The sequence below is a fragment of the Mycobacterium sp. genome, from assembly GCF_032162605.1.
Classification (GTDB): Bacteria; Actinomycetota; Actinomycetes; order Mycobacteriales; family Mycobacteriaceae; genus Mycobacterium.
The window spans coordinates 1-23286 of record NZ_JAVROT010000377.1; the positions used below are offsets into that span (position 1 = coordinate 1).

Genomic DNA, 23286 nt, shown 5'->3' on the forward strand with positions numbered 1-23286 from the left:
CGCCCCAGCGGCCACCACCGACTCCGACATCCTCGGCGCGCTGCTCGCCCACGGTGCCGCGGACGCCACCCTCGAGCAGGCTGCGCTGGACCTGCTGCCCACGGTTCGGGGTGCGTTCTGCCTGACCTTCATGGACGAGAACACGCTCTACGCCGCCCGCGATCCCCACGGTGTTCGTCCGTTGTCGCTCGGCCGGCTGGACCGTGGCTGGGTGGTGGCCTCGGAGACGGCCGCGCTCGACATCGTCGGCGCCGCCTTCGTCCGCGACATCGAACCCGGTGAGCTGCTGGCCATCGACGCCGACGGCGTGCGCTCCACCCGGTTCGCCAACCCGACGCCCAAGGGCTGCGTGTTCGAGTACGTCTACCTCGCCCGCCCGGACAGCGTCATCGGCGGGCGGTCCGTGCACGCCACTCGCGTGGACATCGGCAGGCGGCTGGCGCGCGAGGCGCCCGTCGACGCCGACCTGGTCATCGGTGTGCCCGAGTCCGGTATCCCGGCCGCCGTCGGATACGCGCAGGAGTCCGGCATACCCTACGGCCAGGGCCTGATGAAGAACGCCTACGTCGGGCGCACGTTCATCCAGCCGTCGCAGACCATCCGCCAACTCGGCATCCGGCTCAAGCTCAACCCGCTCAAGGAAGTCATCCGGGGCAAGCGACTCATCGTGGTCGACGACTCGATCGTGCGCGGCAACACCCAGCGCGCGCTGATCCGGATGCTGCACGAGGCAGGCGCCGTCGAGGTGCACGTGCGCATCGCGTCGCCGCCGGTCAAGTGGCCGTGCTTCTACGGCATCGACTTCGCCACGCCCGCTGAGCTGATCGCCAACGCCTCGAACGCCGGGGCGAACGAGGACGAGATGCTCGACGCCGTTCGTCGCGCCATCGGTGCCGACAGCCTCAACTACATCTCACAGCACGGAATGATCGCCGCCACCGAGCAACCCGCGTCGCGGCTCTGCTCGGCATGCTTCGACGGTCAATATCCCATCGAGCTGCCCAGCGAATCGGCACTCGGCAAGAACGTCATCGAGCACATGCTGGCCAATGCGGCACGCAACGGCCTGCCCGTGCAGGCGGCCAACGACAACTCCTCGGCTCTTCGCCGCCCCTGACGGTCACCGGCCCCCGAAAGTCACTGGGGCACAGCCGGACTGAACCGGATGAGGTGACGGCGGCCCTTGCCTGCCGTGCCGTCGTGTTGCAGCGCCTGCTTCACGGAGTCGCGATAGCTCGTCAACCCACCCGCGGGCGGCGGGATGACGGCGTCGACGTCGTGTTCGGACATCACCGCGTCGTGTTCGAGCGATTCGACCAGCGGTCGCGCCAGGCGCGAGGGGATCGGCGTGACCAGGCCGACCCACCAGCTCGCGATGCTCGGCGTGAGAAGTGGCAGCGCCACGATGACCCGCCTGCGCAGCCCCGCCTCCTCCGCGTAGATCTGCATGGCGTCGCCGTACTCGAGCACGTCCGGCCCGCCGACGTCGTAGGTGCGTGAGTCCGGCACGGGCGCGACGGCGGATTCGGCCAGATAGTGCAGCACGTCGTCGATCGAGATCGGCTGGATCTTGTTGTGCACCCACTTCGGGGTGGTCATCACCGGGAGTCGGTCGGTGAGATGACGGATCATCTCGAACGATGCCGAGCCCGAGCCGGCGACGATGCCCGCCTGCAGTACGACGGTCTCTACACCGGACTTCATCAGGATCTCGCCGACGGCGTTTCGCGAATGCAGGTGCCGGGACAGCTCGCCCGTCGGGTGCAACCCGGACAGATAGACGATGCGGCGCACGCCTGCCTTCTTCGCGGCGGTGGCGACGTTGTGTGCCGCGCGCTCTTCCTCGCTGACGAAGTCGGACGACGAGCCCATCGAATGGACGAGGTAATACAGCACGTCGACGTCCTCGAATGCGGCGATCAGGGACTCGGGGTCACTCAGGTCGCCGCGCACCACCTCGGCCCGGTCGCGCCACGGTGCGTTGCGAAGCTTGTCGGGATTGCGAGCCATCGCCCGCACGGTGTGGCCACGCTCCACCAGCAACGCAGCGAGATGCCCGCCGACGTAGCCGGTTGCTCCCGTCACCAGGAAACGGTGCGATGCTGCCTCTGGCTCCACGTCCGACACCAAGTCTCCAACCGTCGATTACCGCCGCCAGGTATTCGGAGCGGGTGTATGGACAGATGTCCGCCGAAGGGGCCATTCAAACGGACAGCTCGGGTAGATATGCCCAAGACCGAAGGAGTGCGCGCCCCCGTCATCCGGGACCGGTACCCTTGGGCGCGATGATGAGCGAGGATCACGGCGCGTCCTACGCATCTGCGGGGGTGGACATCGAGGCGGGCGATCGGGCCGTCGAATTGTTCAAACCGCTTGCGAAGAAGGCAACTCGACCGGAGGTACGTGGAGGTCTCGGTGGTTTCGCCGGGCTCTTCGCGCTGCGTGGCGGATATCGCGAACCGCTGCTGGCATCCTCCACCGACGGCGTCGGCACCAAGCTGGCGATCGCGCAGGCGATGGACAAGCACGACACCGTCGGACTCGACCTCGTCGCGATGGTCGTGGACGATCTCGTGGTCTGCGGTGCCGAACCGCTGTTCCTCCAGGACTACATCGCGGTCGGCCGGACCGTCCCCGAACGGGTCGCCGAGATCGTGTCGGGCATCGCCAACGGCTGCGTCATGGCGGGCTGCGCCCTGCTCGGCGGCGAGACGGCCGAACACCCGGGCCTGATGGCGCCCGACCACTACGACATCTCCGCAACCGGCGTCGGCGTGGTCGAGGCCGACGACGTTCTCGGACCCGATCGCGTCAAGCCGGGGGACGTGATCATCGCCATGGCGTCAACCGGGCTGCACTCCAACGGATACTCGCTGGCCCGCAAGGTGCTGCTGGAGATCGACCGGGGCAACCTCGCCGGGCACGTCGAGGAATTCGGCCGCACGCTGGGCGAGGAACTGCTCGAACCGACCCGCATCTATACCAGGGACTGCCTTGCGCTCGCCGCCGAAACCCAGGTTCGGACGTTCTGCCACATCACGGGCGGCGGACTGGCCGGGAACCTCGAGCGCGTCATCCCCGATGGCCTGATGGCCGAGCTGGACCGCGGTACGTGGACGCCGGCGCCGGTGTTCACGATGATCGCCCAGCGGGGGCGTATCGAACGCGCGGAGATGGACAAGACCTTCAACATGGGCGTCGGCATGGTCGCGATCGTCGCGCCGGAGGACACCGACCGCGCGTTGGCGATCTTGACTGCCCGTCATCTGGACTGCTGGACTCTCGGCACCGTCAAGAAGAGTGGCAAGGGCAAGTCCCGCGCATTGTTGGTGGGTCAGCACCCGCGGTTCTGAAGGCTCAGGCCGCAGGCGTCAACCGGAGAAACGGCTCAGCGTCGCCAGTCGTCGTCGTCAGCCCACCGGTCATCGACCGCGGCATCGCCGTTGAGTACGTCAGGCTCGGGGGATCCTGACCCGCCCAATTCCTTCTGTAACCGTTGGAAATCGGTTTGTGGCGAGCTGTACTTCAGGTCACGAGCAACCTTGGTCTGCTTCGCCTTCGCCCGGCCGCGGCCCATGGGGGACCCCCTCGCGCAATAACGGAGCGGCCTGAATAGCAGGCGGCTCCGATCTGAGTGTGTTTATCGTCCTGTCAACACTTTACCGTGCCCGGCGGTCTCATGCTGTCAGGCCCGGTCCTGCGGCGAGCGCGGGACCAATTCCTTCAACGCTGGCTGCTCCTCAGACGTTCCACGGCGAGCCGTCCGGCGCCAACGCCCGCGGAGGCCGGCATCGAATCGGGGTCGATGAGGGCGTTCACGGTGGTCTCGCCGCCGGTGGTCAACTCCGTCTCGGCGGGCACCCCCCGCTTGACCAGAGCGATGGCGATCGGGCCGAGGTCGACGTGATCCACCACCGTGCCCAACCGCCCGATCGACCGCCCACCAGCGAGGATGGGATCTCCGGTGACGGGGCGGTCCCCGGATCCATCCAGGTGCAGCAGCACCAGCATCCGTGGCGGCTTGCCCAGGTTGTGCACGCGCGCGACCGTCTCCTGGCCGCGGTAGCAGCCCTTCTCCAGGTGAACGGCGCCGTCACCAGGGCCGCCGATCCAGCCGACTTCGTGGGGGATGGTCCGCTCGTCGGTGTCGACACCCAGCCGGGGCCGCAGCGCCGCCGCCCGGCGCGCCTCGTAGGCCCAGACTCCCGCGGGCCGCACGCCGGCCGCGATCAGTCGGTCGCGCCAGGCCGCGCCTGCCTCGCGCGGGACGACGAGGTCCACTTCGCCGTCGCGCAGACTGCGCACGAGTCCGCCGTCTGCCAGCGGCGTTGCCGATGACACGGCAGGCAGTGTGTCGACGCCGATGGCACTGAGGATGGCGGGGTCACCCACCTGGGGTCCCAGTAGCGACAACACCGCCAGGTCGGCAGGGTCGACGACGACGTCGGCCCAGAAGATCATCTTGCGGAGGTAACCCAGCAGTGGCTCACCGCGCCAGGGCTCGGTGTCGATGATCGTGACGCCGTCGAGTTGCGTCTGCAGCCAGTGATCTTCGACACGCCCCTGCACGTCGAGGCTCAGGTTCTCCGCGACGGCGCCGTCCGGCAGGTCGGCCACGTGCTGAGTGGAGATCGTGTGCAGCCACTTGCGACGCTCGCCGCCGGTCAGCTTGATGGTGGCCCGGTGCGAGCGGTCCACGACCACGGCACCGGTTTCCGCGGTGCGCTGTTCTCCAAGCGGATCACCGTAGTGCCAGGTGGCGCCTGCGTCGGGACCCGGCTCTGGCGAGGGGATTGCGGACATCCCTCCAGCGTACGGCGGTTGCGCGGATTACCCTCTTGCCCCATGGCGACCCGCATCGAGATCGTCGTCACGTACGACGGCCTGGCCGTCGAACGCAACCAGCCCATCGTGCATGCCGACGATCCGATGTTCTCCCGTGGTGACGGGGTGTTCGAGACGCTGCTGGTCCGCCACGGGCGGGTGTGCCTCCTCGACGCCCACCTCGAGAGGTTGGCGCGCTCCGCCGCGATCGTCGGACTGCCCGCGCCAGATCTGGTCCGCTGGAGCGCCGCAGCCGCCGCCGCGTGCGCGCGGTGGCCCGACGCAGGCGATGCGGTGCTGCGGCTGGTGTTCGGGCGCGAGCGTGGCGGTGGTGCCGCCGGGTTCGTCACGTTGTCGGAGTTGCCCGCCCGGGCACACGCTTCGCGGCGGGACGGCGTGTCTGCGATGACACTCGATCGCGGGGTGATGGCAGATGGCGCCACCGGAGCGCCGTGGTCGCTCGCGGGGGCCAAGTCCCTGTCGTACGCGATCAACGCGGCTGCACTGCGGCATGCCGAAGGCCTCGGCATCGGTGACGTGGTCCTGCTGAGCACCGACGGATTCGTTCTGGAGGGACCGCGGTCGAGCGTCGTGATCGCCGATGGTGACGACAGGCTGGTGACGCCGCCGACGACGTTGCCGATCCTCCCCGGCACCACGGTGCAGGCCGTGTTCGACGTCGCCCGCGCACACGGCAGAGCCTGCCAGAGTCGTCCGCTGCGCATCGGTGATCTCATTGCTGCACAGGGGGTTTGGCTGCTTTCCAGCATCACGCTCGCGGCGCGGGTGCACACGCTGGACGGCCGCCCTCTGCCTACCGCACCCGATGGCGCCGACATCGCGGCGCTGGTCGACGAGGCGATCGATGGCAGGCACTGAGCGGCACCGCGAAAATCGGTTGTCGGCCCGCCCTTTCGGGAGTACGTTCACTTTTACACGTGAAGGGAGGTGGTCCGAGAAATTGATTGACTCATGGACAAGTGAGGTGGCTGCCCGCTAGCAGCACCGGGTGTTTACCAGCGTGCGCTGGCGAATTCCCGGCAGTCACCCGGCCCCCGAGCCCCTCGGTCCGTCCAACCAGGCACCAAAGGCTCGGGGGCCGCTCCATGTCTGGACCTAGGAGGTCGCGGGCCCGGGGCCCAGCGTCGAGCAGGCTTGCATTGCGTTGCGCCAGGTGACCTGGTCGACGCCGGGGGGTGGCCCGGCCGACGGTCCCGGTGCGGCTGGTACGCCGTGCTCGGAAAGGCACTGTGCGAGAGCGCCGTGGCCCGAAGGGGACGTCGACGTTGCGGGAGCCTCGGGCTTCGGCGCCTCGGAGCTGCAGGAGGCGAGCAGCGCCGCCGCGGCGACCGCCACGGCGAGGGTGGGGAACCGCACTAGCCGACGTGCCGCGACAGGCGTGCGGACAGGTGCGGGACGAGTCCACCGTCGGCGTCGACGCGCTCCTCGACGTAGGCGAGGTCACCGCCCTCGACGATGCCGTACAGCCGCTTGGCGCCGCCGACGAGCACCCCGGACTTGCTGCGAGCCAGTGCATCGGTCGCCAATTCCCACGACGACTGATTCAACGGATAGCCGTAGAACAACTCGACGTAGCCGGCGGTGTGCGCCAGCAGCAGCTCGATCGCCTGGGACTCCGCGGGGTCCTCGGGGTCGTTCACGAATCGCCAGAACCCGGACTCCCGGAGCGCCGGTCCCTCGTACTCGCCGGACTCCGAGAGCAGCCAGGAGCGCGCTTCCCAATTCAGGTACTCACCCCCGTCGTGCGAGACGACGATCTGCTGGCCGAACGGATAATCCCCTCCCGAGCCGCGGCCCGTGCCCTCGCCGCGCCACACCCCGACGAGCGGCAGCAGGGCCAGCAAGGCGTCATTGAGACTGACGCCTTCGCGAAGGTTCGCGGTGTCCGAGGGAATCGGCAGGTCGTCGAACGTCGGGACGTTGCGCGAGGCCGTCACCTTGGCGCGCTCGATGGCAGCCGCCACGGCGCGGTCGGCCGAACCGGGAATGATCGATCCCGTCGTCTCAGTGGGGTCGACGGGGTTCTCGTCGGAGGTCACAACTCGTCGGTGACCAACCGGTACACCGCATACAGGGCGAACCAGGTGATGACGACGACTGCCACGATGAGCATGATCTCGAAGAAGAGCACCACGTCATGGAGTCTAGATCCGGCGGGCAGGCGCGAAGCGACCGGGGGCTCTGGCTCGTCAGCGGTGCCCCGACTCGCCGGGGCACCTCGCCGCATCGTCGCTAGGCGACCTTGACGTCGACTTCGTGGATGCCTGCACCCGACGGTGCGACGCTGGCGTCTCCGTTGCCTGCGGGCGACAGGGCGCGAAGCGTCCACGTTCCCGGCGCGGCGAAGAACCGGAAGTCGCCCGTCGCCGATGCGACGACCTCGGCGGTGAACTCGTCGGACGAGTCGAGCAGGCGCACGAACGCCCCTCCGACGGTCTGACCGGAGCCGTCGACCACGCGGCCGGTGATGACGGTCTCCTTCTCGAGGTCAACGCTGGCGGGCAACGTCAGTCCTTGCTTCGGTGCAGAGCACATATCAACTTCCCAACTCGATCGGGGCGCCCACGAGGGAGCCGTATTCCGTCCAACTGCCGTCGTAGTTCTTGACGTTTTCGTGGCCGAGGAGTTCGGCCAGCACGAACCAGGTGTGCGACGAACGCTCACCGATGCGGCAGTAAGCGATGGTCTCCTTCTGCCCGTCCAGGCCGGCCTCGGCGTACAGCTTCGCCAGGTCGTCGTCGGACTTGAAAGTGCCGTCCTCGTTGGCCGCCTTGCTCCACGGCACGTTGATGGCGCTGGGGATGTGGCCGGGGCGCTGGCTCTGCTCCTGAGGCAGGTGTGCAGGCGCGAGGATCTTGCCGGAGAACTCGTCGGGGGAGCGGACGTCGACCAGGTTCTTGGTGCCGATGGCGGCGATGGTCTCGTCGCGGAACGCGCGGATGGTGTTGTCGGGCGCCTGCGCGGAATAGGACGTCGAAGGCCGGGCGGGCGCATCCGAGACCAGTGGGCGGCCGTCGAGCTCCCACTTCTTGCGGCCGCCGTCGAGCAGCTTGACGTCCTGGTGTCCGTACAGCTTGAAGTACCAGTAGGCGTACGCGGCGAACCAGTTGTTGTTGCCGCCGTACAGGATCACCGTGTCGTCGTTGGAGATTCCACGATCGGACAGCAACTTCGAGAACTCCTGCGCGTCGACGAAGTCGCGGCGAACCGAATCCTGCAGATCGGTCTTCCAGTCCAACTTGACCGCGCCGGCGATATGACCGCCGTCGTAGGCGCTGGTGTCCTCGTCGACCTCGACGAAGACAGTGTTCGTCGCGTCGAGATTGCTCTCGGCCCAGTCGGTCGTGACCAGGACGTCGGAGCGTGCCATTGATGAAATCCCTTCGGTTGCTTGCGAATTCGGAGAGTCAGGCGGGACTGGGCGTGGTGCGGAAACGGGCGACGAGCGGGTAGAGCTGGCAGCCGAGGCAGATGCCGAAGGCCGCGTTGAGGAAGGCCGCGATCAATGCGAATGCTCCTGCGATCAAGCCGAGTGTGGCCAATCCGGTGGCGAAGCCGATGGTTCCGACGACGGCGAACAGGAACCCGACCAGCTGGGCGAACTTCAGCGGGGCCACCGGCTCCTTCTCGGTCACCGGTCCGAGCCGAGGGGCGACGAACTTCGCGAACAAGCGGCCGTACGGGTGCTTGCGAGGGCCGCCGACCGCCCCGATCGCGAATACGACGGCCTGCAGGCCCAGGACTACGGCGGCGGCGTAGGAACTGAACGCCGAGGCGACGAGGGTGGCGACGATGACGGCAGTGGTGACCCACGCCGCGAAGCGCGGCCCGCGAACGTCGACCTGGTCGCTGGTCTGATTCGGCACGGAAAACTCCTGATGTCGTGAGAGCTGGACGTGGGCATGCCAGAGAGGCTGCTCCGAGGGCGACGCGAGGAACGCGTGGCTACTCAGCAGCTACAACAACAACAACAGCAGCAACCCGCGACGCGGCACAGATCTACTGCGCGGCGCTTGGTGAGCCTGAGCTCGACGCGGGTGGACACGCCCGACAGCCTACCCAATGACATCCTCGTCAAGCCAATAACGGTTCGAGCGCCGAGCGCAGGTCAGCGGCGTTGGGCACACCGGACGCCCGGTATTGCTGGCGACCGTCGGCATCGAAGATGAACGTGGTCGGCAGAGACAGCACCGAAAGTCGCCGCGCCGCGGCGGGGTTGTCGTCCATGTCGATCTCCACGTGAGCGACGCCGGGCAACGTGGCGCACACCTCGTCGACCACGCGCCGGACACCTGCGCACGGACCGCACCAGTCCGCGCTGAAGTGCAGCACAGTGGGCCGATCTTCGGACAGGCCCAGATCGGAGGTGTCCACGTCGGGCGATTCCCGTGCGGTGCTCTTGAGCACGCCGGCGCGCCGCGTCATCAGCCGCCCGATCACGAACGCCGCCCCCAGAGCGACGACGAGCACTGCGATGGCGACCGGCAGTGAAGAGCTCAACGGTGCCTTCTGTTCTTCGCGCAAGCGCTCATCTCTGTCTAAACCCGTCGAGGGCGATGGTTACTCCCGTGGTGATGCCTTCGATGATGATGTCGGACCCCCTGGCGCCCTTGGTGGTGGGCGCCACGGCGAACGGAAGCTTCATGCCGGGCATTCGGGTGCGGAACGCTGCGAGGACGGCCTGCTTCTCGTCGTCGGGTACCGACTGGTCGGCCGTGCCCGCACCGGTGAGCACGCCGGTTGCGGTGAACACCAGCGTGGTCTGGTCGTCGCCCTCGGTCGAGAGGTCGACCGACACACTGACCCGCTTGTCGAAACCCGCCGAGCTCGGTGTCCCCGTGAACACCAGTCCGTGGCTCTCCGAGATGCCCGACTCCGTCGTGCCGCCCGTCGCGTCGTTGGTCTCCTGCGGCGGCGCTTCGACGAGCAGGTCCTTGATCCCCATGAACCTGCCGACGTGCGTCGAGTCGACGATGATGCGGCTCTCCAGCTCGGCCACCGGCAGCTTGGAGCCCGATCGGATGAGCCACGAGCTCTCGGTCAGGTCGACGGAGTGCAGCGTCGCCTCGAGGGAGACCTCGCCGACGACGGGGTGGTCCACTCCGCCCGCGCGGATCTCCACCTCCCGGTAGTCGTGGCGCATCGCTTGCGCGACGAAGGGAAACCCGAGGATGCCCACCCACGGATCGAACGGCAGGTCGTTGGACGATCGCACGGTGCGGGCCCAGTGGAATTCGGCGTAGATCGCCGTGCCGAAGTCGGCACCGACGGCGCCGAGCGCGAGCGTCGTGACCGTCGCGACGAGTCCGATCAGCAGCTTGCGCACTCGCACATTCTGGACTACGACGGTCGGCGTCCGGCGGGCAGGAGCGAAGCGACCGGGGGAGGGCTTGAGCGCTCAGCGCGGCTAATCAGCAGGTTGCACGCTATCGTTGTGCCAGCGTCGGCCGGTAACGGCGGCGTGTCAGCCATGAATCTGGGAGATTGCCCGGACTTGTCGATGTTGATGACGTCGGGTGATCTTCCCGAAATGCGCTGGAGGGCCCATTGGATCTGTTGCTGCTGACCGTCGACCCGCATCCCGAGTCGGTACTGCCGTCGCTGGCGCTGCTTGCGCACAGCGTGCGGTCCGCGCCGACCGAGGTGTCCTCGCTTCTCGAGGCGGGCACCGCGGACGTGGCGATCGTCGATGCCCGGACCGACCTGGCGGCCGCCCGCGGGCTGTGCCGACTGCTTGGCACCACGGGGACGTCGGTACCAGTCGTAGCGGTCGTGAACGAAGGTGGCCTGGTGGCCGTCAACGTCGAATGGGGTCTCGACGAGATCCTGCTGCCGAGCACTGGACCAGCCGAGATCGACGCCAGGCTGCGACTGCTCGTCGGTCGCCGCGGCGGCGCCGCAGACCAGGAGAGCGCGGGCAAGGTCAATCTCGGTGAGCTCGTCATCGACGAGGGCACCTACACCGCACGGCTCCGTGGTCGCCCGCTCGACCTCACGTACAAGGAGTTCGAGCTGCTGAAGTATCTGGCGCAGCATGCGGGCCGGGTGTTCACCAGGGCGCAGTTGCTCCAGGAGGTCTGGGGCTACGACTTCTTCGGTGGCACCCGCACCGTCGATGTGCACGTGCGACGCCTGCGCGCGAAGCTCGGCCCCGAGTACGAGTCGTTGATCGGGACTGTCCGCAACGTCGGCTACAAGGCCGTGCGGCCCGCGCGCGGTCGACCGCCGGTCCCGGAGTCGGACTACGGTGACGACCTCGACGACTCGGCTGCCTACGACCAGGAGCCAGCGGGCCGCCCCGACGGCCTAGGCGACCCACTTCGCACGCAGTGAACGTAATCGCTTGGCGGACAGGCCTTTCCGACGCAGAACGACGCCGCATCACCGCAGTCTTCGACGCCGCGGCGGTGCATGACGGCACGGCGCCCGTCGGCGATCAGGTGCTCCGTGACCTGTACCACGACCACACCAGGCACCTCGTCGCCGAGCTCGACGACGCGATCGTCGGCTACCTCGATCTGGTCCCCGCGACGGACGACGCGCCCGCCATGGCCGAGGTCGCGGTCGCGCCAGACGTCCGCCGGCGTGGCATCGGGTCCGAGTTGATCCGCACCGGCCTCGCCGAGGGTGGCGGGGGCGCCCGGGTGTGGGCGCACGGCGACCTCGAGCCCGCGAGGGGCACGGCCGCCGCGCTCGGCCTCGTCGCCGCGCGCGAGCTGCTGCAGATGCGCCGCCCGCTCAGTGACCTCCCGCCCCTCGCGCCCCGGGACGACGTGCTGCTGCGGACCTACGCAGGCCCGGACGACGACGCCGAGCTGCTGCGCGTCAACAGCGCCGCGTTCTCCTGGCATCCCGAGCAGGGTGGCTGGACCGAGGCGGACATCGCGGAGCGACGCGGCGAATCGTGGTTTGACCCCGACGGGTTGTTCCTGGCGTTCGACGCTCAGACCGGCGCCCTGGTGGGGTTCCACTGGACCAAGGTGCACGGGCCCACGCTGGGCGAGGTCTACGTCGTCGGCGTCGATCCGGACGCGCAGGGTCGTGGGCTGGGCGCGGCGCTGACGCTGGTCGGCCTGCACCACCTCGCGCAGCGGCTCGGGGCCTCGGTGCTGGGGGTCCCCCCGCTTGCGGGGGAGAGCCAAGCGACTCGGGGGATCGACGGGGCGACGGTGACCCTTTACGTCGAGGCAGATAACTCGGCGGCGGTGAAGACGTACGAACGGCTGGGATTCTCGGTCTTCGCCACGGACGTGGCGTACACCCTGCGTTAGCCCCTCAGCTGTGAAATCGCTGAGCCTGTTCACTGCTCGTTCACCTTTCGTCCGCGATCCGTCCACCGGCGGCGCATACGTTGCCGGGGAGTCCTGAGGCAGACGAATCGAAAGTGGGATAAGTGAAGCTCAATCGCTTTGGCAAGGTGCTTGGCACGACATTATCGGCAGCGGCGCTCGCCGCGATGACGATGACCGCGTGCGGCAGTGACAACAACTCCGGAACCTCGTCAAGCAGCGCATCGGGATCGGGATCGGGATCGTCCTCGGCCGCCGCAGCCGCAGCCGACTGCGGCGGCAAGGCCTCTCTGACCGCCGAGGGTTCGACGGCCCAGCAGAACGCCATCGCCGAGTTCAACAAGGCCTGGGGTCAGGCTTGCTCGGGCAAGTCCCTGTCCTACAACCCCACCGGATCCGGCGCGGGCGTCACGCAGTTCATCGCCAAGCAGGTCGACGTCGCAGGCTCCGACTCCGCCCTTTCCAGTGACCAGGTCGATCCTGCCGCACAGCGTTGCGGCGGTAACCCGGCGTGGAACCTGCCGCTGGTGTTCGGCCCGGTCGCGATGGCCTACAACATCGACGGTGTCGACAATCTCGTCGTGAACGCCGACGTGCTGTCCAAGATCTTCACCGGTGCCATCACCACGTGGAACGACCCGGCCATCGCCGCGCTCAACAGTGGCGCGACCCTGCCGAATACCAAGATCACGCCGATCTACCGGTCGGACTCATCGGGCACCACGGACAACTTCCAGACGTACCTGGCCGCCGCCGCGCCGCAGGCGTGGACCAAGGGCGCAGGCAAGGAATTCCAGGGCGGTGCGGGTGAGGGCGCGCAGAAGTCGTCCGGCGTCGTGCAGGCCGTGCAGGCCACACCTGGTGCCATCGGGTACGTCGAGAAGAGCCCGGCCGCCGCGGCGAACCTGCCGTTCGCGCAGATCGACAGTGGCGCGGGTGCGGTTGCACTGACCGACGAGACGTCGGCGAAGGCCGTCGGCGACGCCAAGTTCAAGGCCGAGGGCATGGACCTCACGCTGGACCTCAACGCGCTCTACGCTTCCAAGGAAGCCGGTGCCTACCCGCTGATGCTGGCCACGTACGAGATCGTCTGCTCGAAGGGCTACGACGCCGACACCGCCGCAGCGGTCAAGTCGTTCCTGTCGGTGGCGGCCAACCAGGGCCAGGCCACCCTGTCGGCGGCCGGTTTCGTCCCGCTGCCCGACGGCTTCAAGGAGCGGTTGCTCAAGTCCGTTGATGCGATTGCGTAGTTGGCTGGCGTACTGGCACCAACGCGGTGAGGATGGGTTCTGGAACAGATGACCGACCACGGGATGAAAGTGACGACACCGAACCCAACCGGCGCGGGATCGGGCGAAGTGATCGCTTCGCCATTTCCCTCTCCGGACCCCATCTCCACCAACCCTTCGAAGGGCGCGAAGGTCCGCTTGGGAGACAGGATCTTCGGCGGACTCGCCGAGGGCGCTGGCATCCTCATCGTCGTTCTCATCGCGGCGATCGGGGTGTTCCTGCTGTGGCGCGCGATCCCCGCGCTGAGCCGCAACGAGGAGAACTTCTTCACCTACGGGGGAAACTGGATCACCACCGACACGGCGGCGATGCACTTCGGCATCCTCGACCTGCTCCAGGTGACCGTGTTCGTCTCGGTGTTCGCCTTGATACTGGCCATGCCGGTGGCGCTGGGTATCGCGATCTTCCTGACCCAGTACTCGCCGCGACGGCTGGCGGGCCCGCTGGCGTACGTGGTCGACCTGTTGGCCGCCGTGCCGTCGATCGTCTACGGCGTGTGGGGTCTGTACGTGCTCGCGCCCGTGCTCAAGCCCTTCGCACTGTGGCTCAACACCAACCTTGACTGGCTGTTCCTGTTCAAGACCGGCACCGCGTCGGTGGCGGGCGGCGGAACGATCTTCACCGCGGGCATCGTTCTGGCGGTGATGATCCTGCCGATCATCACCGCGGTCTCCCGCGAGGTGTTCATCCAGACGCCACGCGGTCAAATCGAGGCCGCTCTCGCGCTCGGCGCCACCCGGTGGGAGGTCGTCAGGACCACGGTGCTGCCCTTCGGATTGTCGGGTTACATCAGCGGCGCGATGCTCGGTCTCGGCCGCGCGCTCGGTGAGACCATCGCCCTGCTGATCATCCTGCGCGGTACCCAGACCGCGTTCGGCTGGTCGCTGTTCGACGGCGGCTATACCTTCGCCAGCAAGATCGCCGCCACGGCAAGCGAATTCAACGACCAGTACAAGGCGGGCGCCTATATCGCGGCCGGCTTGGTGCTGTTCATCCTGACGTTCGTGGTGAACTCGCTGGCCCGCGCCGCGGTCGCCGGAAGGGGTGCCAAATGACCGCCACCTTGGACAAGCCGGTCAAGGCTCCCACCTTCCAGGGGGTCAGCGCCAAGCGCAAGCTGACCAACAACGTTGCGACCGTGATGGTTTCGGCGTCGGTCCTGGTGGCGTTGGTGCCACTGATCTGGGTGCTGTACTCGGTCATCACGAAGGGCCTCGCCGCGGTCACGTCCCCGACGTGGTTCACCCACTCGCAGGCAGGCACCACCGCGTTCTCTGCGGGTGGCGGTGTCTACCACGCCATCGTGGGCACGCTGCTGCAAGGCCTCGTCTGCTCGATCATCTCGATCCCGATCGGCGTGATGGTGGCGGTGTATCTCGTCGAGTACGGCGGCGGGACGCGATTGGGCAAGATCACCACGTTCATGGTCGACATCCTCACGGGTGTGCCGTCGATCGTGGCGGCGCTGTTCATCTACGCTCTCTGGGTCGCGACGCTGGGCTTCGAACGGTCGGGCTTCGCGGTGTCGCTGGCCTTGGTATTGCTGATGATTCCGGTCATCGTGCGGGCCACCGAGGAGATGTTGCGCATCGTGCCGATGGATCTGCGCGAGGCGAGTTACGCACTGGGCGTGCCGAAGTGGAAGACCATCGTCCGCATCGTCATCCCGACGGCGCTGTCGGGCATCGTGACGGGCGTGATGCTGGCGCTGGCCCGCGTGATGGGCGAGACCGCGCCGCTGCTGATCCTGGTCGGCTACGCGGCATCCATGAACTTCGACATGTTCGGCGGTTTCATGGGCTCGTTGCCCGGCATGATGTACGACCAGATCTCGGCCGGTGCCGGCGCCAACCCGATCCCCACGGACCGCTTGTGGGGTGCCGCGCTGACGCTGGTCCTGCTGATCGCCATCCTCAACATCGCGGCGCGGCTCGTCGCAAAGATCTTTTCCCCCAAGATGGTTTAGGAGCTTCCCGTGGCCAAGCGCCTCGATCTCAAAGACGTCAACATCTTCTACGGGTCATTCCATGCCGTGGCCGACGTGGCTCTGTCGGTACAGCCGCGCAGTGTGACGGCGTTCATCGGACCGTCGGGTTGCGGCAAGTCGACGGTGCTTCGCACGCTCAACCGGATGCACGAGGTCATTCCCGGCGCCCGCGTGGAAGGGTCGGTGCTGCTCGACGGCGAGGACATCTACGGTGCCGGCGTCGATCCGGTCGGGGTCCGCAAGACCATCGGTATGGTGTTCCAGCGGCCGAATCCCTTCCCCACCATGTCGATTCGCGACAACGTGGTCGCAGGGCTGAGACTGCAGGGCAGGCACAGCAAGAAGGTGCTCGACGAGGTGGCGGAGCGTTCGCTCAAGGGCGCCAACCTGTGGAACGAGGTCAAGGACCGACTGGAGAAGCCCGGTGGCGGGCTCTCCGGCGGCCAGCAGCAGCGGTTGTGCATCGCCCGTGCCATCGCCGTGCAACCGGACGTGCTGCTGATGGACGAGCCGTGCTCGGCGCTGGACCCCATCTCGACGCTGGCGATCGAGGATCTCATCTCCGAGTTGAAGCAGGACTTCACGATCGTCATCGTCACGCACAACATGCAGCAGGCCGCCCGGGTGAGCGATCAGACCGCGTTCTTCAACCTGGAGGCGACGGGCAAGCCGGGCAAGCTGATCGAAATCGACGACACCGAGAAGATCTTCTCCAACCCGACGCAGAAGGCGACGGAGGACTACATCTCCGGCCGTTTCGGCTAGGGCACCAGCACCACGCGGGTACCCGACGGTTCGGCCGCCGTCCACACCTGCTCGATGTCGGCGAGTCTGCGTGCCTGGGTACTCAGGTGCAGCTGGCCCCCGGCCACCATGGTGAACAGCTTCGGCAACGCGTCGACACGGGCTCGGCCGAGTACTTCCGGTGGCATGCTGCCGAGTCCGACGCCGGAGATGGTGATGCCCGCGCTGCGGAGGATGCCCGCGGGCAGGGTCATGGTCAGACCCGCCATCGAGCCGATCTGGACGAACCGGGTCGCGTGATAGTGCGCCGCAGGGCGGCTGTCGGACAACGCGGCGAGGACGCGCTCGGCGGGCATGCCCCACAGGTAGTCGAGCACGGCGTCGAACGGCCGCTCGCCGTGCAACGCGCCGACCCTGGCGAAGGCGTCCTCGGCACCGAGCGCGATGGCCTCATCGGCCCCGACGGTGCGCAACCAGTCCAGGCGGGTGGTATCGCGGCCTGTCACCACGACGCGGCCCGCGCCGAACACCGACTTCGCGAGCTGAGTGGCCGTCGAGCCGGTGACTCCGGTGGCGCCAAGCACCAAGACGTGATCGCCCGGTTTCACTGCCGCCGCGTATTCGAGCGACATCCACGCCGAGATACCGGGATTGGGGATGGCGGCGGCGGTCACCGAGTCGACTCCGTCGGGTACCTCGATTGCTCCAGCCGGGTTGATCAACGTCCGCTCGGCCATCATTCCGTAGGGTGCCAGCGCGCCGGTGTACACGCGGCGGCCGTCGTCGAGGCGGGCCACCCCGTCGACACCTGGGATGGCAGGTAGTTGAATCTCGCTGCTGGCGTAGTGCTTTCCCGACATCAAGCCTCGGCTGAGGTTGGTCAGCGCCGACGCCTCCACGGCTGCGATCACCTCGCCCTCGCGGGCCGCCGGCTCCGGAAAATCCTGGTATACGGGCGCAAGGCCCCAATCCTCGACCACCGCTGCCTTCATGAGCCTTCTCCCGTAGTTTCGTCAGGTATTGTTTCTATGGAAACAATGTACGACGGCAGGCCCGCGATGACGAAGATGGTTTCCATGAAAACCAAGTCGGTACTCATCGCGGACATCAATCAACTGGTCGGCGCAGTGGGTGACAAGTTTGCCGTCGAGATGGACCGAGACGAGGACGGTGACGCCGAGCGCGACTTCATCGTGGATCGCTGCCCCGAGCGGTTGGAGGCCACGGTCCGGACGCTGCCGTCGCTGTCGATGCACCTTCTCGCGGCCATCGGGCAGGGGCCCGTCAGCGTCGTCGGTCTCGCCGCGAGGTCCGGTCAGTTGAAGGGCACGGTGTCCAAGCACGTCCAGCGGCTGGTGGCGGCGGGCCTGGTGATACGCATGCCGATCCCGGGGAACCGGAAGGAGGTCGAGCTGGCCCTGACCGGAGACGGCGACCTGGTGTGCGACGCGCACCGGCAACTGCACGACGAAGTGGCCCGTGGGCTGCACGACTTTCTGCAGGCCTACAGCAACGCCGATTTAGGAGTGGTCGCGATGGTGCTGCGAGATCTGTTGTCGGCGCGACAGGACGGGGTGAGGATGACCCGTCACTGAACGGCGGGGACCGCTTCCTCGTCCGGGAACCGGCCGGTGACCTGGAAGATGACGCGCCGAGCGACCTCGACCGCGTGGTCGGCGAAGCGTTCGTAGAATCTACTCAGAAGTGTGACGTCGACGGCCGCCGTGACGCCGTGCCTCCACTCGCGGTCCATCAACACCGAGAACAGGTGGCGGTGGAGGTCGTCCATCGCGTCGTCCTCTTCGCGGATGCGCGCGGCCTTCTCCGGGTCTCGGGTGACCAGCACCTCTTGCGCGCTGTTTCCGAGATCGACTGCCACCCGGCCCATTTCGGCGAAGTAACCGTTCACTTCCTCGGGCAGGGTGTGCTGCGGATGACGGCGACGCGCAATCTTGGCGACGTGAAGCGCGAGGGCACCCATCCGGTCGACGTCTGCGACGATCTGGATCGAGCTGACGATCGCGCGAAGGTCACCCGCGACCGGAGCCTGCAATGCCAGCAGGACGAACGCGGCTTCCTCGGCACGCGCGCTCATCGCGGCGATTTGTTCGTGGTCGGTGATGACCTGTTCGGCCAGGACGAGGTCGGCTTGCAGCAGAGCCTGGGTCGCGCGTTCCATCGCTGCGCCGGCAAGCCCGCACATCTCGCCGAGCTGATCCGTCAGTGCAGCCAGCTGCTCGTGGTAAGCGGTACGCATGTCTCAAGCCTACGGTCTGTACGCCAAGATCGTCACGACCGCGATGGTGAACGAAAGGTGAATGCCACCTGCCCCAATGGGTGCTCAGGGCGTCATTCGCAGGTGGTATCGGCGGCGTTGGTGACCGTCAGGTCTTCGGGGAGGTGGGTGGCCGAGCCGCCACGGTCGTGAAGCACGTGTACCTGCACCGATGATCCGCTGGGTTCCGGCGCGCTGACTTGGTTGAAGTCGGAGCCGAGGACCACCTGGATGACGTCACCGATGCCGGACGCGCGCTCGATTGTCGACGTCTTGAACGACGAGGCCACGGTGGCGGCGGCCTGCTCGTTGCCCGCGGAGAAGAACACCGTCGTCGAGTTCAGCGGGCCGGGGTAGTCGTCCGGTGTCTCGACGTTGAAGCCATGCTGCTGGAGTTCGCTGGCCGCGGTCGACGCCAGGCCGTTCTCGCCGGTGGAGTTGGACACCCGAACGGTGATGTCACCGGGGTTGGTGGTGACCGCATTGACGAGTTCACCGGCGGCGTCGACCGGAGCAGGCGCGGAGCTGGGGACCTCGGGCGTCACGGGAACCGGGGTGTTGTCGGCGTTCTTCTCCTCCGGCAGCGGATCGTCGTTGATGATCGCATCGAACAGCGACCGCGTGTCGTCGGTGCGGGGGACCTCGTTGCCGTACTGATCGGCGTATCCGACCGTCGGAATCGTGACGAAGGTGATGCGGCCCGCGTTCACGCCCTGAACGGACTGGCCGAGGTCGACGAGGTCCTTGGTCTGGATGTTGTCGACGTAGCTGTCGTTGATGAACATGTTGACGACGTTGTTCAGCTTGCTGAGGCTGAAGAAGGTGTCCTTGGAGATCAGCGACCGCAACAGCGAGGACAGGAACAGCTGCTGTCGCTTGATGCGTCCGTAGTCGCCGTTGGTCTCCGTGGTGACCTGACGGGCGCGCACGTACTGCAGGGCCGTGTGGCCGTCGATGACCTGACGGCCTGCGTTCGCGAGCACGGTGCCGAGTTCGTAGTCCTTCAGTGGCGTGGTGCTGCACACCTCGACGCCACCGAGAGCGTCGACCATCGTCGCGAAGCCCGCGAAGTCGACCGCCATGAACCGGTTGACCGATAGACCCGACAGCTTCTGGATGACCTTCACCAGACACTTCGGCCCGCCGACGGCGTAGGCGGAGTTCAGCTTGGTCTCGGTGTAGACCTTGTCCATCCCGTACATCGACGACTGTTCGTCGGTGATCGGACCGTAGGCGCCCGTATCCGCGTTCCAGGGCTCGCACTGCATGGGCGTGATCGACAGGTCGCGCGGAAACGATACGGCGACAACGCGTTTACGGTCGGCCGGGATGTTGACCAGCATGATGGTGTCCGACCGCGCACCCGCGGCGTCGTCGGTGGTGCCCGCACCCATGTCGCTATTCGCGCCGATGCGGCTGTCGACGCCGACGATGAGGAAGTTCTCGTCACCGTACTGAGCGCTGGGGTCCAGGATATCCCGCGAGTTCGGGTCCAGCGCAGCCACCTTGTTGAGGTTGTTGTTCTTCGTCGCCTGCCATTGCCACGCCGCGCCCGTCATGGCGAGCGCCAGCACCGCGATCAGCGCTGCCGCCACGCGACCGACGACCATCGCCGTTCGTCGACCGCGGTGCGATGCGAGCTTGATGGGGTCCCCGGCTGCGCCGACGCGCTCGGGAAGCGCCGGATCCCTGGGGCCTTCCACCAGGACCGGCAGCTCCGACGCATGGGCGGGCACGACTGGGATGACTTCGGTGTCGGGATCCGGCTCGACGATCGGCAGACGGCGTCGCCTGGGCTCGTCCCTGGTCTCGTCGGGGGCTGACCCGGACACCTTGGCGATCAGGTCGGCGACCGTCACCCCGTCGGTGTGGCTGCCCCCAAGGGGTGACGCGGAAGGTTCGGGGTCGGGCGCGTCATCTCTGGAGATGCGTCCGCGTTCCCACGGCGCGGCGCCTGGTATCGACCGTGCGGATCGGGTAAGCCATTGATTGTCGGCCTCGTCGGGCGTTCTCGGGGACCGACGACTGGGGGCGGCGTTGTCGCCGTCACTCATGTCTCACCGGCCTCCGACTGTCAGGGACGTCGCGCCCTCGGCGCAAAAATCGTCGTCGTGCTTCTAGTTCTTTAGCAGCACGTGCGGAACTCCGCCAGTCGAAGCCCGTCGTAGTGGAATGCCATCGTACTGAGACACTCTGGGACGGAGCCAGTCCTGGGAGATGTCAGTGCCATCTCGGCGCCATCTCGGTGCGGTCTCGGCGTCGTGTCGGCTACCGGACGAAATCAACCTCCGGAATGCATGACGTCGGCACCGGAGGGCACCGTGCAGTCGTCGGGATCGGTCAGCCACCCCTCGGGAAGCGTCACCGAGCCGGGGGACCCCTGCCGCCCCCTCGGGCCCTCCGCCGCACTCGGGAACGGCACGTCGGGGTCGAGCTGAGACAGCAGTTCGTCGAGTTCAGCCAACGTCTTGACCAGTGCCAATGCGCGCCGAAGATCGGCACCGGCGGGGAAGCCGTGCAGGTACCAGGCGACGTGCTTGCGGATGTCGCGCATGCCCTTGTCCTCGCCGAAGTGGTCGGCGAGCAGCTCGCCGTGGCGCCGGGCGATGTCGGCGACCTCTCCGAGTGTCGGCGGGGTAGGAGGCCCGCTGCCGGCGAACGCCGCGGACAGTTCGGCAAACAGCCACGGCCGGCCAAGACAGCCACGTCCGATGACGACTCCGTCACATCCGGTGGCGGTCATCATGTCCAATGCGTCGCCTGCCTGGAAAATGTCGCCGTTGCCGAGGACGGGAATGTCGGTGACGTGCTGCTTCAGCTGGGCGATCTGGTTCCAGTCGGCGCGGCCGGAGTAGCGCTGCGCGGCGGTGCGGGCGTGCAACGCGATCGCGGCGGCACCCTCCTCGGCGGCGATCCGGCCTGCGTCCAGATGTGTGTGGTGGGCGTCGTCGATGCCGATCCGGAACTTCACGGTGACCGGAATTCCGCTGCCTGCGGTGGCGCGGACCGCGGCCGCCACGATCTGGCCGAAGAGCTTGCGCTTGTACGGAAGCGCGGCGCCGCCGCCCCGACGCGTGACCTTGGGTACGGGACAGCCGAAGTTCATGTCGATGTGGTCGGCCATGTCCTCGTCGACGATCATCTTGGCCGCCGCGTAGGTGGTCTCGGGATCGACGGTGTAGAGCTGCAGCGACCGCGGCGACTCGTCGGGGCCGAAGGTCGTCATGTGCAGCGTGCTGGCGTTTCGCTCGACGAGCGCGCGAGCCGTGACCATCTCGCATACGTACAGGCCGCTGACGGTGCCCGCGCGGGCGAGTTCGAGCTCGCGGCACAGGGTGCGGAACGCGACGTTCGTGACACCGGCCATCGGGGCCAGCACGACGGGACTGCGCAATGCGATCGGCCCGATCTGCAGAGCAGACCGGGCCGACGCTTCAGCTTTGGGCTCGGTTAAGACGCTGATGTCGACACCAAGAGGTTCTTCATGGCCTTCTTCTCGGCCACCTTGCGCTCGCGCTCCAGGCGACGTTCCTTGGCCACCTCGAACTTCTCGCAGGTGTCCTCGAGTTCCTCGACCAGCTTGCCGAGGTCGTCGCGCATCTCAGCCGCCTCACCGGTGAAGTCCTCACGCTCGAAGATGCGCCACTTCTTCAGCACGGGCATCACCACGTCGTCGAGATGGATTCGTGGGTCGTACACGCCGCCGACGGCGATGATGACTGCCTTGCGACGGAACTCGGGCACTGTGTACCCGGGCATCTTGAAGTTGCGAAGCACGCGGTGTAACGATTTCATCGCCTGGTTGGGGGCCATGTCCAGGCCGGCCGCGCTGACGTCGCGGTAGAAGATCATGTGCAGGTTCTCGTCGGCCGACACTCGCTGCAGCAGCTGGTCGGCGATGGTCTCGTTGCACGCCTTGCCGGTGTTGCGGTGCGACACCCGGGTGGCCAGCTCCTGGAAGGTCACGTAGATGACCGAGTCGAAGAGGCTCTCGGCGAACATGTCGCCCTGGTGGCCCTGGCCGGGGCTGAAGCCACGGGTGACCTGCTCCATGCGCAGTTCCTCGAGTTCCAGCGGATCGATCGCGCGGGTGACGACGAGGTAGTCGCGCAGCGCGATGCCGTGGCGGTTCTCCTCGGTCGTCCAGCGGTTCACCCAGAAGCCCCACGGACCGTCCATGCTGAAGTTCATCGCGATCTCGCGGTGGTACGAGGGCAGATTGTCCTCCGTCAGGAGGTTCTGCAGCATCGACACCTGCGCGACCTCGGACAGAACCGACTGTCCGGGCTCCCAGTCCTGGCCGCCCAGGGCGTAGTAGTTCTTGCCGTCCGACCACGGGATGTAGTCGTGCGGGTTCCAGTCCTTGCGCATCCGCATGTGGCGGTTGATGTTCTGCTCGACCACTGGCTCGAGTTCGTGCAGAAGCTGCAGGTCGGTTAACTCGGTCGACATGGACCCTCCCAGTTATCTGTACCTGTTGGTAGCACTCAATATATCTGTACCCCCCGGTGACATCAAGTTCTACGCACCGGGGGGTCTCTCCCCGGCCTTCGGTGGTTCACGGGAAGCTTCATGGCAAAGGGTAATCTCACCCGGGGGAACATGCCCGTTGCGGCAAACTGATTTGGCCGGCAGGAAACGCAAGCGATGACGGAGGGTCGCACAGACTTGACGAAGATCTTGGCCCGCGACAAAGGTCTGGCCGGGAGTTCTCGATGCAGAGCCCCCAAGGTGAGAGCATCTATCAGACTGATCTGGCACCAAAGCAGCAACGGGAGGCCGAAGAGGCCGCAGTGGCGGAGCAGGCGGAGGACGAGCAACTCGCCGCCACTGACGCCCAGCAGACCGGCGAGTAG

General features: G+C 67.0%; 27 protein-coding genes. 11 read left to right on the plus strand and 16 right to left on the minus strand.

The annotated features are described in order from the left end of the window. Positions 1–1117, plus strand: a 1117-nt coding sequence (gene purF / locus QOI01_RS21000) for an amidophosphoribosyltransferase (RefSeq protein WP_526384343.1), incomplete at its 5' end; no start/stop codon positions are given. Between the two features lie 20 nt (positions 1118–1137). On the opposite strand, the gene QOI01_RS21005 is transcribed toward purF, so the two are convergent. After that, entirely contained in the window at positions 1138–2085 is a 948-nt protein-coding gene (locus tag QOI01_RS21005; protein ID WP_526384345.1) for an NAD(P)H-binding protein, read from the minus strand. Positions 2086–2285: 200 nt separating this feature from the next. Between QOI01_RS21005 and purM the strand changes: the two genes are divergently transcribed. Further along, positions 2286–3353 (plus strand): phosphoribosylformylglycinamidine cyclo-ligase, encoded by a 1068-nt coding sequence (gene purM / locus QOI01_RS21010; RefSeq protein WP_526384347.1) that lies wholly within the window; start codon positions 2286–2288, stop codon positions 3351–3353. 35 nt (positions 3354–3388) lie between these two features. Here purM and QOI01_RS21015 read toward each other — a convergent pair whose 3' ends face one another. Both QOI01_RS21015 and ygfZ read right to left on the minus strand, forming a co-directional pair. Then, positions 3389–3577 carry a DUF3073 family protein gene (locus QOI01_RS21015; RefSeq protein WP_526384349.1) on the minus strand — a complete coding sequence of 63 codons (189 nt, stop codon included), beginning with the start codon at positions 3575–3577 and terminating at the stop codon, positions 3389–3391. A 146-nt stretch (positions 3578–3723) separates the two neighbouring features. Beyond that, positions 3724–4803 carry a CAF17-like 4Fe-4S cluster assembly/insertion protein YgfZ gene (gene ygfZ, locus QOI01_RS21020; protein WP_526384350.1) on the minus strand — a complete coding sequence of 360 codons (1080 nt, stop codon included), beginning with the start codon at positions 4801–4803 and terminating at the stop codon, positions 3724–3726. A 42-nt stretch (positions 4804–4845) separates the two neighbouring features. Between ygfZ and QOI01_RS21025 the strand changes: the two genes are divergently transcribed. Next, complete coding sequence (locus QOI01_RS21025) at positions 4846–5703, plus strand: aminodeoxychorismate lyase (RefSeq protein ID WP_526384352.1); 858 nt, start codon at positions 4846–4848, stop codon at positions 5701–5703. Positions 5704–5940: 237 nt separating this feature from the next. On the opposite strand, the gene QOI01_RS21030 is transcribed toward QOI01_RS21025, so the two are convergent. The 8 genes from QOI01_RS21030 to lmeA all read right to left on the minus strand — a co-directional run bounded on the left by QOI01_RS21030 (position 5941) and on the right by lmeA (position 10171). Next, the gene (locus QOI01_RS21030; protein WP_526384354.1) at positions 5941–6201 is read right to left on the minus strand and encodes a hypothetical protein; all 261 of its coding nucleotides are present in this window, start codon (positions 6199–6201) and stop codon (positions 5941–5943) included. Further along, positions 6201–6836, minus strand: a complete 636-nt coding sequence (locus QOI01_RS21035) for a nitrobindin family protein (protein WP_526384428.1) — start codon at positions 6834–6836, stop codon at positions 6201–6203. Before QOI01_RS21035 ends, QOI01_RS21030 begins: the two co-directional genes overlap by 1 nt. A 241-nt stretch (positions 6837–7077) precedes the next feature. Continuing rightward, a complete protein-coding gene (locus QOI01_RS21040; RefSeq protein WP_526384356.1) occupies positions 7078–7380 on the minus strand; it encodes a DUF1416 domain-containing protein in 303 nt (100 codons plus the stop codon). Position 7381: 1 nt separating this feature from the next. Further along, positions 7382–8215, minus strand: coding sequence for a sulfurtransferase (locus QOI01_RS21045; protein WP_526384358.1), 834 nt, complete (start codon positions 8213–8215; stop codon positions 7382–7384). Positions 8216–8252: 37 nt separating this feature from the next. Then, on the minus strand, positions 8253–8711 hold the full coding sequence (locus QOI01_RS21050) for a DUF4395 family protein (protein WP_526384360.1): 459 nt from the start codon (positions 8709–8711) through the stop codon (positions 8253–8255). A gap of 83 nt (positions 8712–8794) precedes the next feature. Further along, positions 8795–8914 carry an Ms5788A family Cys-rich leader peptide gene (locus QOI01_RS21055; RefSeq protein WP_526384362.1) on the minus strand — a complete coding sequence of 40 codons (120 nt, stop codon included), beginning with the start codon at positions 8912–8914 and terminating at the stop codon, positions 8795–8797. Positions 8915–8919: 5 nt separating this feature from the next. After that, positions 8920–9345 carry a TlpA family protein disulfide reductase gene (locus QOI01_RS21060; RefSeq protein ID WP_526384364.1) on the minus strand — a complete coding sequence of 142 codons (426 nt, stop codon included), beginning with the start codon at positions 9343–9345 and terminating at the stop codon, positions 8920–8922. A gap of 28 nt (positions 9346–9373) precedes the next feature. Further along, positions 9374–10171 carry a mannan chain length control protein LmeA gene (gene lmeA / locus QOI01_RS21065; protein ID WP_526384366.1) on the minus strand — a complete coding sequence of 266 codons (798 nt, stop codon included), beginning with the start codon at positions 10169–10171 and terminating at the stop codon, positions 9374–9376. A gap of 221 nt (positions 10172–10392) precedes the next feature. On the opposite strand from lmeA, the gene QOI01_RS21070 reads away from it, so the two are divergent. The 6 genes from QOI01_RS21070 (at position 10393) to pstB (ending at position 16176) form a co-directional block, all read left to right on the plus strand. Then, a complete protein-coding gene (locus QOI01_RS21070; RefSeq protein ID WP_526384368.1) occupies positions 10393–11178 on the plus strand; it encodes a winged helix-turn-helix transcriptional regulator in 786 nt (261 codons plus the stop codon). Further along, entirely contained in the window at positions 11175–12116 is a 942-nt protein-coding gene (gene mshD, locus QOI01_RS21075; protein ID WP_526384370.1) for a mycothiol synthase, read from the plus strand. Before QOI01_RS21070 ends, mshD begins: the two co-directional genes overlap by 4 nt. Positions 12117–12238: 122 nt before the next feature. Further along, a complete protein-coding gene (pstS, locus tag QOI01_RS21080; protein WP_526384372.1) occupies positions 12239–13384 on the plus strand; it encodes a phosphate ABC transporter substrate-binding protein PstS in 1146 nt (381 codons plus the stop codon). Between the two features lie 48 nt (positions 13385–13432). Next, the gene (gene pstC / locus QOI01_RS21085) at positions 13433–14479 is read left to right on the plus strand and encodes a phosphate ABC transporter permease subunit PstC (RefSeq protein ID WP_526384373.1); all 1047 of its coding nucleotides are present in this window, start codon (positions 13433–13435) and stop codon (positions 14477–14479) included. Next, positions 14476–15390 (plus strand): phosphate ABC transporter permease PstA, encoded by a 915-nt coding sequence (gene pstA / locus QOI01_RS21090; RefSeq protein WP_526384375.1) that lies wholly within the window; start codon positions 14476–14478, stop codon positions 15388–15390. Before pstC ends, pstA begins: the two co-directional genes overlap by 4 nt. A 9-nt stretch (positions 15391–15399) precedes the next feature. Then, positions 15400–16176, plus strand: a complete 777-nt coding sequence (gene pstB / locus QOI01_RS21095; protein ID WP_526384377.1) for a phosphate ABC transporter ATP-binding protein PstB — start codon at positions 15400–15402, stop codon at positions 16174–16176. Here the strand turns inward: pstB and QOI01_RS21100 are convergent. Next, a complete protein-coding gene (locus QOI01_RS21100; protein WP_526384378.1) occupies positions 16173–17147 on the minus strand; it encodes a quinone oxidoreductase family protein in 975 nt (324 codons plus the stop codon). The genes pstB and QOI01_RS21100 overlap by 4 nt on opposite strands. A gap of 84 nt (positions 17148–17231) precedes the next feature. Here QOI01_RS21100 and QOI01_RS21105 point away from each other — a divergent pair, with 84 nt between their 5' ends. Continuing rightward, positions 17232–17750 carry a MarR family winged helix-turn-helix transcriptional regulator gene (locus tag QOI01_RS21105; RefSeq protein WP_526384380.1) on the plus strand — a complete coding sequence of 173 codons (519 nt, stop codon included), beginning with the start codon at positions 17232–17234 and terminating at the stop codon, positions 17748–17750. Here QOI01_RS21105 and phoU read toward each other — a convergent pair. The 4 genes from phoU to QOI01_RS21125 form a co-directional block, all read right to left on the minus strand. Further along, positions 17744–18412 carry a phosphate signaling complex protein PhoU gene (gene phoU, locus QOI01_RS21110; RefSeq protein ID WP_526384382.1) on the minus strand — a complete coding sequence of 223 codons (669 nt, stop codon included), beginning with the start codon at positions 18410–18412 and terminating at the stop codon, positions 17744–17746. The genes QOI01_RS21105 and phoU overlap by 7 nt on opposite strands. A 92-nt stretch (positions 18413–18504) precedes the next feature. Further along, a complete protein-coding gene (locus QOI01_RS21115) occupies positions 18505–20484 on the minus strand; it encodes an LCP family protein (protein WP_526384384.1) in 1980 nt (659 codons plus the stop codon). Positions 20485–20711: 227 nt separating this feature from the next. Further along, the gene (gene dusB, locus QOI01_RS21120) at positions 20712–21893 is read right to left on the minus strand and encodes a tRNA dihydrouridine synthase DusB (RefSeq protein WP_526384430.1); all 1182 of its coding nucleotides are present in this window, start codon (positions 21891–21893) and stop codon (positions 20712–20714) included. After that, positions 21881–22882 (minus strand): acyl-ACP desaturase, encoded by a 1002-nt coding sequence (locus QOI01_RS21125; RefSeq protein ID WP_526384386.1) that lies wholly within the window; start codon positions 22880–22882, stop codon positions 21881–21883. Before QOI01_RS21125 ends, dusB begins: the two co-directional genes overlap by 13 nt. Positions 22883–23145: 263 nt before the next feature. On the opposite strand from QOI01_RS21125, the gene QOI01_RS21130 reads away from it, so the two are divergent. Continuing rightward, positions 23146–23286 (plus strand): hypothetical protein, encoded by a 141-nt coding sequence (locus QOI01_RS21130; RefSeq protein WP_526384388.1) that lies wholly within the window; start codon positions 23146–23148, stop codon positions 23284–23286.

Bases quoted from the DNA above. Each gene is read 5' to 3' on its own strand.
- purM (WP_526384347.1), top strand. From the start codon at position 2,286: ATGATGAGCGAGGATCACGGCGCGTCCTACGCATCTGCGGGGGTGGAC.
- QOI01_RS21015 (WP_526384349.1), bottom strand. From the start codon at position 3,577: ATGGGCCGCGGCCGGGCGAAGGCGAAGCAGACCAAGGTTGCTCGTGAC.
- ygfZ (WP_526384350.1), bottom strand. From the start codon at position 4,803: ATGTCCGCAATCCCCTCGCCAGAGCCGGGTCCCGACGCAGGCGCCACC.
- QOI01_RS21025 (WP_526384352.1), top strand. From the start codon at position 4,846: ATGGCGACCCGCATCGAGATCGTCGTCACGTACGACGGCCTGGCCGTC.
- QOI01_RS21040 (WP_526384356.1), bottom strand. From the start codon at position 7,380: ATGTGCTCTGCACCGAAGCAAGGACTGACGTTGCCCGCCAGCGTTGAC.
- QOI01_RS21045 (WP_526384358.1), bottom strand. From the start codon at position 8,215: ATGGCACGCTCCGACGTCCTGGTCACGACCGACTGGGCCGAGAGCAAT.
- QOI01_RS21055 (WP_526384362.1), bottom strand. From the start codon at position 8,914: ATGTCATTGGGTAGGCTGTCGGGCGTGTCCACCCGCGTCGAGCTCAGG.
- pstC (WP_526384373.1), top strand. From the start codon at position 13,433: ATGACCGACCACGGGATGAAAGTGACGACACCGAACCCAACCGGCGCG.
- pstA (WP_526384375.1), top strand. From the start codon at position 14,476: ATGACCGCCACCTTGGACAAGCCGGTCAAGGCTCCCACCTTCCAGGGG.
- QOI01_RS21100 (WP_526384378.1), bottom strand. From the start codon at position 17,147: ATGAAGGCAGCGGTGGTCGAGGATTGGGGCCTTGCGCCCGTATACCAG.
- QOI01_RS21105 (WP_526384380.1), top strand. From the start codon at position 17,232: ATGAAAACCAAGTCGGTACTCATCGCGGACATCAATCAACTGGTCGGC.
- phoU (WP_526384382.1), bottom strand. From the start codon at position 18,412: ATGCGTACCGCTTACCACGAGCAGCTGGCTGCACTGACGGATCAGCTC.
- QOI01_RS21115 (WP_526384384.1), bottom strand. From the start codon at position 20,484: ATGAGTGACGGCGACAACGCCGCCCCCAGTCGTCGGTCCCCGAGAACG.
- QOI01_RS21125 (WP_526384386.1), bottom strand. From the start codon at position 22,882: ATGTCGACCGAGTTAACCGACCTGCAGCTTCTGCACGAACTCGAGCCA.
- QOI01_RS21130 (WP_526384388.1), top strand. From the start codon at position 23,146: ATGCAGAGCCCCCAAGGTGAGAGCATCTATCAGACTGATCTGGCACCA.